The organism is Pedobacter antarcticus, assembly GCF_900112985.1.
GTDB classification, from domain to species: domain Bacteria; phylum Bacteroidota; class Bacteroidia; order Sphingobacteriales; family Sphingobacteriaceae; genus Pedobacter; species Pedobacter antarcticus.
The window spans coordinates 101479-117062 of the sequence record NZ_FONS01000008.1 but is presented as its reverse complement, the minus strand read 5'-3'; the positions used below and the strand labels follow the sequence as shown (position 1 = coordinate 117062).

The 15584-nt window shown below is 41.0% G+C and carries 10 protein-coding genes and 1 tRNA gene; 6 read left to right on the top strand and 5 right to left on the bottom strand.

All coding sequences use genetic code 11. The features are described 5' to 3' along the window. The first annotated feature begins 39 nt into the window (after positions 1–39). On the top strand, positions 40–1587 hold the full coding sequence (locus BM192_RS15750) for a S10 family peptidase (protein WP_037440636.1): 1548 nt from the start codon (positions 40–42) through the stop codon (positions 1585–1587). A gap of 28 nt (positions 1588–1615) precedes the next feature. Next, positions 1616–2578, top strand: coding sequence for an acetyl-CoA carboxylase carboxyltransferase subunit alpha (locus BM192_RS15745; RefSeq protein WP_081857503.1), 963 nt, complete (start codon positions 1616–1618; stop codon positions 2576–2578). 135 nt (positions 2579–2713) lie between these two features. Here BM192_RS15745 and BM192_RS15740 read toward each other — a convergent pair whose 3' ends face one another. Next, positions 2714–5749: a glycosyltransferase family 117 protein gene (locus BM192_RS15740; protein WP_037440634.1), complete on the bottom strand. Its 3036-nt coding sequence runs from the start codon at positions 5747–5749 to the stop codon at positions 2714–2716. A 505-nt stretch (positions 5750–6254) separates the two neighbouring features. Here BM192_RS15740 and BM192_RS15735 point away from each other — a divergent pair. The 4 genes from BM192_RS15735 (at position 6255) to pth (ending at position 8814) form a co-directional block, all read left to right on the top strand. Continuing rightward, positions 6255–6325, top strand: a tRNA-Gln gene (locus BM192_RS15735). Positions 6326–6397: 72 nt separating this feature from the next. Next, a complete protein-coding gene (locus tag BM192_RS15730; protein WP_037440631.1) occupies positions 6398–7339 on the top strand; it encodes a ribose-phosphate pyrophosphokinase in 942 nt (313 codons plus the stop codon). Between the two features lie 79 nt (positions 7340–7418). Beyond that, a complete protein-coding gene (locus tag BM192_RS15725; protein ID WP_037440629.1) occupies positions 7419–7997 on the top strand; it encodes a 50S ribosomal protein L25/general stress protein Ctc in 579 nt (192 codons plus the stop codon). A gap of 256 nt (positions 7998–8253) precedes the next feature. Beyond that, complete coding sequence (gene pth, locus BM192_RS15720) at positions 8254–8814, top strand: aminoacyl-tRNA hydrolase (RefSeq protein WP_037442644.1); 561 nt, start codon at positions 8254–8256, stop codon at positions 8812–8814. Here the strand turns inward: pth and BM192_RS15715 are convergent, their stop codons facing one another. From BM192_RS15715 to BM192_RS15700, 4 genes are all read right to left on the bottom strand, one after another. Next, positions 8815–10401 carry a response regulator gene (locus BM192_RS15715; protein WP_037442642.1) on the bottom strand — a complete coding sequence of 529 codons (1587 nt, stop codon included), beginning with the start codon at positions 10399–10401 and terminating at the stop codon, positions 8815–8817. Positions 10402–10435: 34 nt separating this feature from the next. Further along, positions 10436–11272, bottom strand: a complete 837-nt coding sequence (locus BM192_RS15710; protein WP_037442629.1) for a CheR family methyltransferase — start codon at positions 11270–11272, stop codon at positions 10436–10438. Position 11273: 1 nt separating this feature from the next. Next, positions 11274–14750: a hybrid sensor histidine kinase/response regulator gene (locus tag BM192_RS15705; RefSeq protein ID WP_074964043.1), complete on the bottom strand. Its 3477-nt coding sequence runs from the start codon at positions 14748–14750 to the stop codon at positions 11274–11276. 150 nt (positions 14751–14900) lie between these two features. Further along, entirely contained in the window at positions 14901–15584 is a 684-nt protein-coding gene (locus tag BM192_RS15700; RefSeq protein WP_037442624.1) for a LytR/AlgR family response regulator transcription factor, read from the bottom strand.

Sequence of the window (15584 nt, the reverse complement as noted above, 5' to 3'; positions counted from 1 at the left end):
TCTTCATCTTTAATCTTCATTCAAACCTTATTAAACCAAATGAAGAAATTTTGCACTTTACTATTAGCCGGAGTCTGCGCATTTCAGTTTGCTGATGCGCAGCAATCCAAATTAACCAGACCCGCACTGCCGCCAAAAGCAGCAGATTCTGTAAAAGTCGGAACTACTGTTAATTCGCGTACGATCGTGCCTGAGAGTACGGTTATCACCAATCACCAGGTTACCATTAAGGGGCAACGAGTACCTTATAAGGCGACCACAGGAACCCTTCCTGTCTGGGACGATGCCGGCAAGCCAATTGCTGGTTTATTCTATACTTATTATGAACGTTCTGATGTCAAAGACAGAGCTGCCAGGCCATTAGTGATTTCCTTTAACGGCGGACCAGGTTCTGCATCTGTATGGATGCATATCGCTTATACCGGGCCAGTTGTATTAAATATTGATGATGAAGGTTATCCCGTTCAGCCGTACGGTTATAAAGAAAACCAGACATCTATCCTTGATATGGCCGATATCGTCTATATAGATCCCGTAAATACAGGTTACAGCCGTATTGTAGGTGATACACCAGGCAGCAAATTCTTCGGTGTAAATGCAGATATCAAATACCTTGCTGAATGGCTGAATACCTTCGTTACACGGAATAACCGCTGGGCATCCCCTAAATATCTGATTGGTGAAAGTTACGGAACAACCCGTGTTTCCGGACTGGCTATGGAGCTGCAGGGTTCGCAGTGGATGTACCTTAATGGTGTGATCCTGGTTTCTCCAACGGATTTAGGTATACAAAGAGGTCCGGCTATGGAAGCTGCATTAATGTTGCCATATTATGCGGCGACAGCATGGTATCACCATAAATTAACACCTAAACTTCAGAATAAAAAATTGCAGGATATGTTACCTGAAGTGGAGAACTATACCATGAATGTGTTGGTACCTGCATTAGCGAAGGGCAATCAGTTGCCGGATGCAGAGCGTAAATCTATTGCAGCGCAGATGTCCCGGTTTGCTGGAATCAGTGAAAAATCAATTTTGCAGCAAAACCTGTCCGTTCCCGTAAACTTTTTCTGGAAGGAATTATTGAGGGATGAAGGCTTTACCGTCGGACGTCTGGATTCCAGGTATAAAGGTCTGGACAAAGCGAGTGCAGGAGAACGCCCGGACTATAATGCCGAATTAACGTCATGGCTGCATTCCTTTACACCTGCAATTAATATGTATCTGCGTAATGAATTAAACTATAAAACGGATTTGAAATATAATATGTTCGGACCTGTTCGTCCATGGGATGATTCGAATAACCGTACTGGTGAGAATCTGCGTGCCGCTATGGCGCAAAATCCTTATCTGCATGTAATGGTGCAGTCCGGCTACTACGACGGAGCCTGTGATTATTTCAATGCTAAATATAATTTATGGCAGATGGATCCAAGTGGAAAACTGAAAGACAGAATGAGCTGGAAAGGCTATGAAAGCGGACATATGATGTATCTGAGAAAAGTAGATCTTAGCGCCGGTAATAACGATATCAGGGAGTTTATCACTAATTCTTTACCTAAACCCGGAGTTCCTGCGAAGTTTTAAATAAAATACCTATTTTTACTGCCCACTTATGGAACAGATAAAAACATCATTTGATTTTGAAAAACCTATTGCTGAACTGATGCAGCAAATTGAAAAGGTGAAACAGGTTGCTGATAAAACAAAAGTAGATATGTCTGCTACACTGATTGAGCTGGAGGAAAAACTGGCAAAAACCCAGAAGGCCTTATATACCAATCTTTCAGGCTGGCAGGAAGTTCAGTTATCCCGCCATCCGGAAAGACCGCAGACGCTTGATTATATCAGTATGATCTGTGATGATTTCATTGAGATGCATGGTGACCGTACCGTAAAAGATGATAAAGCTATTATTGGTGGATTTGCAACCATTGCAGGTAAGACAGTAATGGTAATCGGTCATCAAAAAGGTAAAAACACAAAAGAGCGTCAATATCGTAATTTCGGTATGGCAAATCCGGAAGGCTATCGTAAAGCACTGAGGTTAATGCGTCTTGCGGAGAAATTCAATAAACCAGTGATTTCTTTCATTGATACCATGGGTGCATATCCTGGTATTGAGGCAGAAGAACGTGGTCAGGGAGAAGCTATTGCAAGAAACCTGCTCGAAATGTCTGTGCTGAAAGTACCTATTCTTTGCTTTGTTATTGGCGAAGGTGCATCAGGGGGAGCTTTGGGTATCGGTATTGGTGACCGTGTTTATATGCTTGAGCATACCTGGTATTCGGTTATTTCTCCTGAATCATGTTCGTCTATCTTATGGCGAAGCTGGGATTTCAAAGAGAAAGCCGCAGAATGCCTGAAGCTTACCTCTGCAGATATGCTGAAGAACAAACTGATTGATGGTATTATCCCGGAACCTTTAGGTGGAGCGCATCAGAATCCGACACAAATGGGACAGACCCTGAAAACACAGATCATTAATGATTTAAATGAGTTCAGTAAAATCAAAACAGAAAAAATGGTAGAGAACAGAATTGACAAGTTCTGTAATATGGGTGTAGTTGTAGAATAAGCTGCACAATACAAATGAGAAAGCCTGGTCAGATTAATTCTGACCAGGCTTTTTTGTTGTTCCGTGTATGCTGTAAATCATAATAAAAAAAAAGAGTTGCCGGTTAGGACAACTCTTTTTTACGGGTAACTCCCGTTATTCTTCAGGTACTTCCTGTGCAAAATAGACAGAGAAACGACCCTCCAGCTCAGTGAACTGTTTGCCTAGTTGCTGTGCAAGCTTTGTCTGGTTCTGTTCTGTGGCTGTTTTAACCATCTGATTCAGGAACTGCAGGCCAAGCTGGACATTCTGTCCACCCACAAAGCGATTTTTGCTTTTCGATACATCTGCCAGGTAAGTCAATTCCTTATAGATGTAAACACCCGATTTTTCCATTAGTTCATTTGCACGTGCGGTATCCTTTAAGATATACAGGTTTTCTGCCATGAAATATTTACCCATCATCGAGCGAATTCCATAGAAACGTTCCGGCATGACCTCAAAATAACGGTTTACTACTTTCTTCGCGTCTTCAGTTCTTCCTTCTTTAATTAAACCCGAGATAGTTGTGTTAAACAGGTTATTGAAGATACTGATATCATCAGAAGATTGTGGGTCCAGATACTTCGCATTTTTAACATTACCCCATTTGAATTTGTTGTAAACGTTATTAAACATGATGTCTGTATTAACCAGCTCAGATCTGCCAGCTGCAGAATCAATTTTAAGCGGAATAAGACGCATGGCAAGACCTTCAGTATATAAATAATTATCTAAACCAATAAATTGATCAGAAGGCACAGTGCTTGCAAAATAAACAGGTCTTTTCCAGTCGTTATGTACCAGGATATCCAGCAGGGCCAGTGTACCTTTGGTCACATAGTTCTTGTTGAAGGTCCATTCCATCACAGGCGCTATCTTCTCTGCATCTGCGGCTTTAACAGTCCCACTGCTAATCACCTGTTTCGGATTGATAGTGAGTTTGAAGTTTTTGGTAGGAATAAAGTTTTCCTTGCTGCCATTCTGCAATGGGATTTTGTCGTCATCATCATCAGAAAGAAGTACCTCTAAAATATTTTTAAGTTCGACAGCACCAGCTATTTTATAGTCCTGATAATACATTACATCTCTTACACCCTGCACATATTGTGAAGGTTTCATACTGATCGGTAAAGGAGCAGACTCATTCTGCTTACGCTTCATACCATCTATATACCAGTCCGTATCAAACAGACTCAGGTTAACCAGACGAATATCCGGACGTATATTCTCTACTTCCTGTGCGTACCATAGCGGATACGTATCGTTATCACCATAAGTGAATAGAATAGCATTCGGTGCGCAGGATTGCAGGTAATCTACTGCGATGTCATGTGCAACCATTTTGGTCGAACGGTCATGATCATCCCAACCCTGGGCAGCCATAATAACAGGGGCTCCAAAAAGGGAGATAACTGTAGCGCCAATTGCAGCGTTGACGGGATTGATCTTTTTAAATAAATATTCTTTTAGTGCGAGAACAGCAAAGCCGATCCAGATCGCAAAAGCATAGAATGAACCTGCATAGGCATAATCTCTTTCTCTAGGCTCAAGTGGTTTCTGATTCAGGTAAAGTACAATAGCGAGACCTGTAAAAAAGAATAATAGGCCGACGATACCCGCATCTTTCTGATTGCGCTTAAAGTGCCATATTGCGCCAATCAGTCCAAGGATTAACGGCAAAAAGAAGAAACGGTTATAAGCATTGTTTTCCGTGATAGAAGGAGGGAGGTTAGTCTGATCTCCCAGCATAAGCGCATCAATAGGTTTGATACCGCTTAAGAACTGCCCGCTATAAATGCCAGCTCCCTGTTCGTCATTCTGACGACCTGCGAAATTCCACATGAAATACCGCATATACATATTACCGATCTGGTATTTGAAAAGATAATTGATGTTATCAAATAAGCCGGGGAAGTAGGCATCATCAAAACCCATCAGGTTCTTATATTCACGGACATGTCTCGCGTCGTCGCTATACATCCTTGGGAAAGGCGTAGTTCTGTCAAATTCATAATCCGTTTTCTTTCCAGCAACTTCATATTTGGTATCGCCTTTTCTATAAAGGGTTTTACCCTCTTTAAGACTGATTTTTTCTGAATTATAATTGGGGCCGAAAAGCAACGGACGGTCACCGTACTGTTCCCTGTTCAGATAGCTCAGGAAAGAGAAGGCATTATCCGGATTACTATTATTCAGATTAGGACTTGCTTTTGCACGAATAACAATCATGGCAAACGAGCAGTAACCAAAAATAATCAGTGCTGTTGATAAGAAGGCAAGGTTTAGAATTTTGTTCTGTTGTTTAATGGAGTATCTAATTCCCCAGACCAATCCACCGATCAGCAGAATTGCGAAGAAAACGACACCTGTGCCGAAGCCAAGCCCCAGTGTATTGACAAAGAACAGGTCAAAATAGGCACCGAACGAAACTACATACTGAATGATACCGTATTGTACAAAAGCAAGGATCAGAATACCTACAAAGAAGGTTTTAATAATACCGGTATTTGTAGGATTGGCTGTTTTTTTGAAATAATATACAAATGCAATTGCCGGGATGGTCAGTAAGTTCAGCAAGTGAATTCCTATTGACAAACCCATTATATAGGCTATGAAAAGTAACCATCTGTCTGCACGGGGCTCATCCGCATGGGCTTCCCATTTCAGGATTCCCCAGAATACAATAGCGGTGAACAGCGATGAAAGTGCATATACTTCCGATTCAACAGCAGAAAACCAGAAGCTGTCAGAAAATGTATAAGCTAAAGCACCAACTACACCGGCACCCATAACTGTAACCAGGTTTGCTGTTGTTAGATCTGCATCCGTTTTAATAACCATCTTTTTGGCAAGGGCAGTGATTGTCCAGAACAGAAAGAGTATCGTAGCCGCGCTCGCCATTGCAGAACCGATATTCATGAAATATGCAATCTTCTCAAGATCACCAAAAGCGAACAGGGAGAAGAAACGCTGGATCATTAAGAACAATGGAGCGCCTGGCTGGTGTACAACCTGCATTTTTAAAGCTGAGGCGATAAATTCACCGCAATCCCAGAAGCTTACCGAGGGCTCCAGGGTGAGGATATAGGTAATCGCAGCAACCATAAAGCAGAGCCACCCTGTAATGTTATTAATTTTTGAATAGTTCATGTGTTATTGTTAATGTAAAATTCGCTTATCGCAGCTGTTTGAAACTTTAATATACTTAAACAGCTTAAAATGCTGCCGAAAATAATCAAATAGATTGAGAGCTTCTTTAAATTTTGTTTAATATTTTGCTTATCCGGCATTATGTAACCGAATTGTTTTCGTCTCTTTTTAGTTTCTGGCCATCTGATCTGTTTTTTTTATTTTTTTTATTGGAAAAATCGCGGGATATCTAAGTTGCTGATTGCTTTTATTTTAGCTGAAATTAAATAATTCAATGTTTTTAGGACTGTATATTTTCGCCGGATTATTCTGTAGTTTTTCTGCCTGTTTTTGAATATGTTAGGTGTGAAAGTACAGGTAATACATCGAATGAACGTTATAGAGGGCGTTTTATGGTGTTCTGAAAATATTTTAAACTTTTTTTTAGAAAGATTTGCAATTCTAAAATATCTGCGTACATTTGCATTCCCAATTGAGACGAACGCTTGTCGAAAAGAAGGAAGATTGCCCGATAGTATAAAGGTAGTACAACGGTTTTTGGTACCGTTTGTCTAGGTTCGAATCCTGGTCGGGCAACTAAACATATTCGGATTGTGACTAAAGCACAATCCGATTTTTTTTTAACCCAGCATTGATACCCGTCTAATCATGCCATTGCAATTTAACCCCGTTAAACTTTTTGCCGGCACCGGTACAAAAGCATTAGCTCACAAAATTGCCGAAAGTTACGGCAAACCTCTTGGTAATGTAACCTTAAGTAGATTTAGCGATGGGGAGTTTCAGCCGTCATACGATGAGACAGTCAGGGGATGTGATGTCTTTTTAATCCAGTCTACTTACCAGCCTTCAGATAATTTAATGGAACTGCTATTAATGATTGATGCAGCGAAGCGAGCTTCGGCGCATTACATTACTGCGGTTGTTCCTTATTACGGACTGGCCAGACAAGACAGGAAAGATAAACCCCGTGTTGCAATCGGTGCTAAACTTGTTGCAAATCTGTTGAAATCAGCCGGTATTCACCGGATCATGACAATGGATCTTCATGCTGCACAGATTCAGGGATTCTTTGACATACCAGTAGACCACCTGGATGGTTCAGTGATTTTTGTACCATATATCAAAAGCCTGGGCTTGCATAACCTCACCATTGCATCACCTGATATGGGTGGATCATACCGTGCGAGAACATTTGCAAAGTTTTTCAATGCAGAGGTCGTAATCTGTGATAAAAGAAGGAAACGGGCTAATGAAATTGAATCTATGTCTATTATCGGTGACGTAACCGATATGGATATTGTTTTAATTGACGACATCTGTGATACCGCAGGTACGCTTGCAAAAGCCGCAGCCCTGATTATGGAAAAAGGAGCGAGAAGTGTTAGAGCTGTTTGTACGCATCCGGTATTGTCAGGTAAAGCTTATGAGACAGTAGAAAGCTCTCTGTTGACGGAACTTATTGTAACGGATACTATTCCTTTAAAACAGGATAGCCCTAAAATTAAAGTATTGAGTACTGCACCTTTATTTGCGAAGGCAATTGCCAATGTAAATGAACATGGCTCAATCAGTGATTTGTTCCGGGTTTAAATTAGAATAAATAGAGGCAGCCTGGTTTTATAATAATCAGGAAGGCTTCATTTAATTATATAAAATAAATAAATAAAAGATGAAAATTATCGCAATTAGCGGTTCTCCAAGAGAGAACGTAGGGAAACGCGATGCTAAAGAGCTTCGCTATGAAGGTAAAGTTCCTGCAGTATTGTATGGTGGTACAGAGCAAAAACACTTTGCTGTTGTTATCACTGATTTAAAGGATGCTATCTACACACCAGAAGCGAACTTTGTTGAAATTGATGTTGATGGTGTTAAAGTAAAAGCAATCATCAAAGAATTACAATTTCATCCATTAACAGACGTGTTATTACACGTAGATTTCTTACAATTATTTGATGAGAAAGAAATCGTTATGGAAATTCCAGTTAAATTAACCGGTACTTCTCCAGGTGTTAAAATGGGTGGTAAATTAGTTCAGAAATTACGTAAACTGCGTGTTAAATCTTTACCAAAAGATATGCCACAGACAGTTGAAGTTAACATTTCTAAATTAGAAGTTGGTAACTTATTCCGTGTTCGTGACTTAGCAAAAGGTGCTTACACTGTGACTAATACTCAAGAAGATACTATAGCTTCTGTAATTATGTCAAGAGCATTAAAACAAGCAGAGCAGGCAGCAGGTAAAAAATAAGCTGTTTCTCTAATATAAAAAAGCCGTCTCCCCAATCGGGGCAGACGGCTTTTTTATATTTATATATCTTCTACAATAATGTTTTCCTCAGTTGAGGAGAGACCGATAAATCTTTTTTATATGCAAGGCAATTAAATTGCACATAAAAAGGAATTTATCTAAGTTTGGCCAAATGAACCGGCTGTGTGCCAGAATCCAGCTAAGCTGCTACCGGGGTTCCCAGGATAGATCCTTAAATATAAATACACGATTTCACATGAAATATCTAATTGTTGGTCTGGGAAATATCGGATCGGAATATGCCAATACCAGGCACAATATAGGTTTTAATATCGCTGATCAGCTCGTGAAGGAGCTGGGAGGTGAATTTGCGAATCTGCGCCTTGCTTATTACTCGGAAGTTTCCTGGAAAGGAAAAAAGCTGCATGTTATTAAGCCAACTACCTATATGAACCTGAGTGGACGGGCGGTTAATTACTGGATGCAGGAACTTCGTATTCCACTTGAAAATGTATTGGTTATCGTCGATGATCTGGCCTTACCACTCGGCAAGTTGCGATTAAAACTCAAAGGCAGCAGTGCAGGACATAATGGACTTAAGAGTATAGAGGCAACCTGTGGCGGACAGGATTATCCGAGGTTAAGATTCGGCATCGGGGACGACTTTCCAAAAGGCAGACAGGCAGATTATGTGCTTGGACCCTTTTACAAAGAAGAATTACCTGAGCTACCCGCGTTAATAGATAAGAGTGTTGCGCTGATCCAGAGTTTTGTAACCGCCGGACCAGCGAAGACCATGACTGCATTTAACCAGTAATTATTTTGCAGTAAACTGGGTAATCTTCTGGTGTAGGATACCCAGTTCAAAAGGTTTGCTCAGTACATCACTGGCGCCAGCATCAATTGCAGCTTTTTTATCGTTTTCCATCACAGCAGCAGAAAATGTAATTATAGGAATGTCCTGTTTGCCAGGAATATAATTCTCTCTGATCAGTTTGGTGGCTTCCAATCCGTTCATTACCGGCATAAAAGTATCCATCAGGATCAGGTCGTAATGATTTTCCTTTAATTTGTCGAGTGCTTCCTTCCCGTTCTCTACAACGTCAGCTTCTATATTCCATCCCTTGAGGATCTTAACAATCAGAAATTTGTTGATAGGGTTATCTTCTGCTACCAGAATATTTACGCCATTGAAGGGAAGGAGTTGTACGGTCGCGACAGATGGACTTTCAGTCTTGTCCTGCACAATTTCATACCAATTACTAAAAGAAAAGGTACTTCCTTTACCCAGCTCGCTATCTACGGTAAGCAGGCCGCCTTTCAATCGGGCCAGGTTTTTCACAATGGACAGGCCCAGACCTGTACCTCCATAACGAAGGGTCGTATTATCCTCAGCCTGCTCGAATGTTTCAAACGTCTTATCGATTTTATCTTCTGCAATTCCAATTCCAGTATCCGAAACTGAGAATTTAATCAGCATATTATTTCCCTTATGATCCATAACCTGCACCCTCAGCGTCACATTCCCCTCATGCGTAAATTTAATTGCGTTACCGATCAGATTCATTAAAATCTGGTTCAGACGCAGGCTGTCAGCCATTACGCTTTTTGGAATTTGCGGATCGAATTCGGTAATTAGGTCCAGATGTTTTTCTTTTGCACGAATACTGAGCAGATTTACGATAGAAAAGCTGGTCATGATCAGGTCGGTGGGGGCTCTGTTGATCTTGAATTTCCCAGCTTCAATTTTTGAGATATCCAGAATATCGTTGATTACGCCCAGAAGAGAGTTAGAAGAGATCTCCAGTAAGGATATCATTTCTTGCTGTTCTTGATTCAACGGGGTTTTCTCAAGCAGGTTGGCGATACCTATAATGCCGTTAATAGGCGTACGGATTTCATGACTCATATTTGCCAGAAAATTCTCTTTGATCTTTCTTCCCTGTTCTGCCAGTTCTTTCGCTCTGATCAGCTCTTTTTGGTAAGATTCCAGTTCTTTGTTCTTTTTGACCAGTTCACGCTGGCTGCGGACAAACTGAATGAACGAATCTACTTTTGCAGAAGTCACATATGGATTCAGGGGCTTATATAAATAATCGACAGCACCTGTATTGAGGCCTTTGACAGCATATTTAGTTTCGGTGGATATTGCCGTAACAAAAATCACCAGAATATTTTTTGTACGCGGATTACTCTTCAGGATCTCAACGAGTTCGAAACCATCCATTTCCGGCATTTGTACGTCTACAAGAGCAATGGCAATATCCATTTCCCAGGCAAGTCTCAAGGCCTCGTTTGGCAAGGTCGTGCTGATAAGATTAACATCGTCTCTTTTCAGCAACGCTTCCAGCGCAATTATGTTTTCCGGTCTGTCATCGACGATCAGGATATTTATTTTTTCCATATGTTCTAATGGCATTAAAAAATTTCGGGTAGAATTAAGCTATTTTCTGATAGATATTGTTTTTCCTGTCGATGACCTTAAAACGTCCAATTTCCGAACTTCTTAAAGTCTCTTTCGAGCCCAGGCACAGAAAACCAAAATTTGCGAGACTGTGGTAAAACAAATCAATCACTTTTTCCTGTAATGCGGTGTTAAAATAGATCAGTACATTTCTGCAGGAAATCAATTGAAATTCATTAAATACGCCTTCAGAAGCCAGGTTATGTGCAGAGAAAAGAACATTCTTTTTTAAGGAATGAACAATTGATGCGGCATCATATTTAGCAGTATAATAGTCAGATAATGTATGCGTAGCACCCGTTTTCTGATAGTTTTCTGAGTATTGTTTCATTTTCTGCAGGTCATATATGCCGTTCTTGGCATAGTTCAGTACTTCTGCGTTAATATCTGTGCCATAAAAAAAACTACGGTCATAAAGACCAGCTTCGGCAAAAAGAATGGAAAAGGAATAAAGCTCTTCTCCAGTTGAGCATCCGGCATTCCAAACCTTAATCCGCTGATACGATCTTAGATAGGGGATTATATGTTGAGAAACTGATTTAAAGAAAGGAGGGTCACGGAACATTTCTGTCACGTTAACCGTTATTTCCATAATAAAAGTTTCAAAGTATTCCAGATCATTAGTCAGCAGGGTTCTCAGATCAAAAAGACTTAACCGTTGCAGTTGCATTATACGGCTTACCCGTCTTTTCAAAGAGGCGGGGGAATAATTACTAAAGTCGAACCCATGGACATTTCTAATAAAACCCACGAGTGACTCCAGTTCGGCGTAGCTGATTACCTCGGCTATATTTTTCTCAGGATTATTCATATTAGCTTAACCATACTCTTAACATAGATAACAGTTGATCGACATCTACAGGTTTGGCGATATAATCGTTTGCTCCTGCCTCGATACATTTTTCTCTGTCATTTTTCATAGCCTTTGCAGTCAGTGCAATGATCGGAAGCTTCTTATAAGCTTTGTCCTTCCTGATCAGTCTCATTGCTTCATAACCATCCATTTCCGGCATCATAATATCCATTAACACAATATCAATCTCCGGAACTTCATCCAGTTTCTCCAGCGCCTCCTTACCATTTGTCGCAATAACAATTTTCATGTCGTAAATCTGCAGGGCACTGGACAGCGCGAAAATATTACGCATATCATCATCTGTAATTAATACCGTTTTGTGCTGCAGCGCTTTTTCGATAGTAGAAATCGTTTTCCCCTGTGTAGGGCTTTTTGAAACAGCCTTGAATTTTTCCTGTTTTTTAAGCTTGTGCATAAATAAGCTCACTTCGTCAATCAATCTGTCATTCGATTTATTGGACTTCAGAACCATCGCTTCCGTATACTTCATAATATGGGCAATACTATCCTGGTCAAGTTCCATTGCTGTATTTATAATTACAGGGATATGCGCATACTCAGGCTTCTGCTTAATTTGGTCAAGCAAGTCAAATCCAGATATATCAGGTAGGTTCAGATCCAGGATAATGCAATCAAAACTCCTGGAATTAACTAGCTCCAATGCCGCTTCGCCAGTAAATGCCTGGACTACATCGATTCCTCTTTCAGTTAATTGCTCCTTTACGGCCATACTTTGCAGTTCATGGTCTTCTATGACAAGAACGCTGTTAAAGTCGAGATGAATGTTTTCCGACTGCCAGGTCTGGAAGGCTAGGTCCAGCTGATCTTTTTCAATCGGTTTTTTAAGGAATCCAATAGCACCTTCCTGCAATGCTTTTTCACTTTTAAATTCACCGGCAGACATCATGTGTACAGGAATATCTTTTGTTTGTGGATTGGATTTAAGCTTTTTTAGGATTGTCCATCCATCCATTACTGGTAGCATAATATCCAGAATAATGGCATCAGGTAATTCCTTTCGAGCCATTTCCAGCCCAACATCGCCACTATGGGCAAGCAGCGGATCGAAGCCTTTTTCGATTGCATAATCTTTCAGGACGTCCGCAAAAATCAGATCATCTTCTACAATTAACAGTGTCTGTCTCCTGTTTTGATTTACAGCCTGCAATACTGGTTCCGAAACTAACGGAATTGTAATAGGCACTTTTGCTGCTTGTAATGGAGCCAGGCGTTCTTCGCCTGATTGTTCCGCTGGCAGATACAATGTGAAAGTACTTCCTGTGCCAGGTTCACTTTCAACCTGTATTTCTCCTCCAAGGATATGAGAAAGCTCTTTGCTGATGGAAAGCCCTAAACCTGTACCTCCATATTTTCGGCTTGTAGTTCCATCGGCCTGTTTGAAGGCTTCAAAAATTAGCTTTTGCTTATCTGATGGAATACCTATTCCACTGTCTTTTACACTGAAAGATATAATCTGATCTTTGCTCGTCTGCAAATTCTCTGCATAATAAGTAAGCTCGGCGGGAGCTTTACTTATTTCCAGATTGATCTCTCCATTTTCCGGCGTAAATTTAAAGGCATTCGAAAGCAGGTTTTTAATAATCTGCTCGGTTCTGGAAAGATCCGTCATGAAGCGTGGCGGAAGGGCCTCATCAATAATGGTGCGGAAAGTGATCTTTTTGCTTTTGGCAATTTCAGAGAACAACGATTCCATGTTTCTGGCAATTTCTTCCGGTCTTACCGGTTCAATATCCAGATCTACCTTTCCGGATTCGATTTTTGACAGATCCAGGATATCGTTAATCAGAGTCAGGAGATCTGAACCAGCATTATGAATGACGCCGGCATATTTAATTTGTTCTTCATTTAGGTTTTCAGGTCTGTTTTCTTTTAGAATACGGGCCAGGATCAGAATACTGTTCAGCGGGGTGCGAAGCTCATGGCTCATGTTTGCCAGGAACTCCGATTTATAGCGGCTGGATATGGCCAGTTCTTCAGCTTTCAGGCTCATGGCCTCTCTAGCCTCAGTGATCGATATATTTCTTTCTTCCAGTAGGCTGGCCTTTTCTTCGAGCTCTGCATTGGTTTGCCGTAATTCTTCCTGCTGAACACGAAGTTCCTCTTCGGAAGCCTGAAGTTCTTCTGATTTATGCAGCAATTCTTCGTTAGTGGTTCTCAATTCTTCCTGCTGGCTTTCCAGTTCTTCTGCCTGCTGCTGTGTCTGCAGGAATAATTCTCGCAACTGCGTTCTTGCCTGCGCGCTGTTTATACCAACACCTATCGCATCAATTACAGTATCGATAAAGTTCATGGTATCTACCGCTGCATTTTGCAATAAGCCTATTTCAATCACAGCGATGGTCTCATCCTGGAATAATACAGGTACAATAATCAATTCTGTAGGTTTCAGGCTGCCTAATCCGGTGCTTACCTGGATATAGTCATCCGGAATTTCACGCAGCGTTTTGCTCTTTTGCTCCAGCGCCGCCTGACCAACCAGTCCCTGGCCGAGTGCGATATCTTTTTTTCGTTTTCTGGCATCATCCCAAGCATAACCATTGCTGAAACTGAGCGTCTGTTTCTGCATGTTCACCAGGTAGAGCGCTCCGACAGGTGCATTTACATAATTGCAAAGCTGTGTAATAATATGTCCTGTCAGTTCTTCGATTTCCTGTTCCCCGCTCATAACATCATTAATTTCAGCGGCACCGGAAAGAAGCCAGTTCTTTTTCTCATTTTCTCCGGACAATTTTTCCAGTTGGGTATTATTCTTACGGATCTGCTCTTCGGTAATTTTTTGGGTATCGAATGTCCGTCGAATAAAGCTGAACAGATATAGGATCAGCGCAAAAATAATTGTAGAGCTAATGATAATAACAATGGTACTGCGAGTTGTACTCTCTTCTCTGGCTTTTGTCCTCAGCTTAAGCATTTCTTTTTGTACTTTAATCAGTTCAGAACTGGCTTTTAAAAATCTTAATTTGATCTCCCTACCCCTGTCAGTATGGATAATGTCAATTGCCGCCGAGATACCCTTCATCTCAAAAACTTCCAGTGTTTTACCCATATCGCTCACCCATTCAGCAGAATTGGTGTCAATTGCGACTAGATTGGATCCGTCTGTCTCATTAAATTCAGCTAACCGCTTCAGATCTTCCATCGTGGAATCTATCTGACCGATGTTGTCTTCATAGGGACGAAGGTACTTTTTGTCACCAGTCAAAATAAAACCACGCAGGCCATTTTCTGCAGTGAGTAGTTTCGTCTTGAGCCTTTCCGCACGATCTATGAAATCATAAGTATGATTCTCCCAGTCGGAGTCAATATCTACGGAGCGGATGCTGAAATAAGAAGTTACCGCCGAGACAAGTACAAACAATAGCGATATGGCAAAGCCTGTTAAAACTTGTTGCTTAAAAGTAAGTTTAAACATAAAATACGAAATAGTGGTGATGAAATATCCTTCAGCATAAATTAGTCCCAGGTTATTTGCTGAAGTGGAATATAGTGTTAGAATTTATAACAATAATAAGTATAAATCCGGGTTCCGGGAGTAAAGAAGTGAATTTTGGAGAGAATTTTTCTAGAGATCTTGCATACATTGGGCATAACTGGGCCCTATAGGGATTTGGAGCGTATCAATCCATACTTGATTGCGGTCAAATCTTGTGATAGATTTTCTTGCGACAATGAATGCGCGGTGTGTTCTGATGAACTGTCCGGCGGGGAGTAAGCTTAACATCTCGCTAATTGGCATGCGGGTACTGACCAGGGGCTGTTCCTTTCTGTGCACCTGCGTGTAATTTCCTGCAGCCTCAATATAGAGGATGTCGGACACATTAATTTTTATCTGTTCATAACCATCTTTGATGAACAAGTGCAGGTCCGTATTTTGCTGGTCTGCATTCTTTCTGAGCCTGAATAACTCTTCGGCCTTGTTACAGGCTTTTAGAAACCTGGAAAGAGAGAATGGTTTCAGCAGGTAGTCCAGGGCGTTTAATTCAAACCCTTTAACTGCATGCTCAGCATAAGCAGTTGTGAAAATTACGAGCGGAGGGTGGGAGAGGCTGTTCAGGAAATCTATTCCATTGATATCGGGCATCTGGATATCCAGGAATATCAGATCCACCGGATTTTGTTTCAGGTAAATAATCGCATCAAAAGCATTGGTGAAACAGGCTTTGAGGTCGATAAATGGAACCTTTCCGGCCAGGGAACTGACCACATCCAGGGCTATGGGTTCATCATCTATCGCAATGGCATTCAT

What these genes read in the sequence shown, in the direction of transcription:
- BM192_RS15750 (WP_037440636.1), top strand. Translation starts at nt 40, where the DNA reads ATGAAGAAATTTTGCACTTTACTATTAGCCGGAGTCTGCGCATTTCAG.
- BM192_RS15745 (WP_081857503.1), top strand. Translation starts at nt 1,616, where the DNA reads ATGGAACAGATAAAAACATCATTTGATTTTGAAAAACCTATTGCTGAA.
- BM192_RS15740 (WP_037440634.1), bottom strand. Translation starts at nt 5,749, where the DNA reads ATGAACTATTCAAAAATTAATAACATTACAGGGTGGCTCTGCTTTATG.
- BM192_RS15730 (WP_037440631.1), top strand. Translation starts at nt 6,398, where the DNA reads ATGCCATTGCAATTTAACCCCGTTAAACTTTTTGCCGGCACCGGTACA.
- BM192_RS15725 (WP_037440629.1), top strand. Translation starts at nt 7,419, where the DNA reads ATGAAAATTATCGCAATTAGCGGTTCTCCAAGAGAGAACGTAGGGAAA.
- pth (WP_037442644.1), top strand. Translation starts at nt 8,254, where the DNA reads ATGAAATATCTAATTGTTGGTCTGGGAAATATCGGATCGGAATATGCC.
- BM192_RS15715 (WP_037442642.1), bottom strand. Translation starts at nt 10,401, where the DNA reads ATGGAAAAAATAAATATCCTGATCGTCGATGACAGACCGGAAAACATA.
- BM192_RS15710 (WP_037442629.1), bottom strand. Translation starts at nt 11,272, where the DNA reads ATGAATAATCCTGAGAAAAATATAGCCGAGGTAATCAGCTACGCCGAA.
- BM192_RS15705 (WP_074964043.1), bottom strand. Translation starts at nt 14,750, where the DNA reads ATGTTTAAACTTACTTTTAAGCAACAAGTTTTAACAGGCTTTGCCATA.
- BM192_RS15700 (WP_037442624.1), bottom strand. Translation starts at nt 15,584, where the DNA reads ATGAATGCCATTGCGATAGATGATGAACCCATAGCCCTGGATGTGGTC.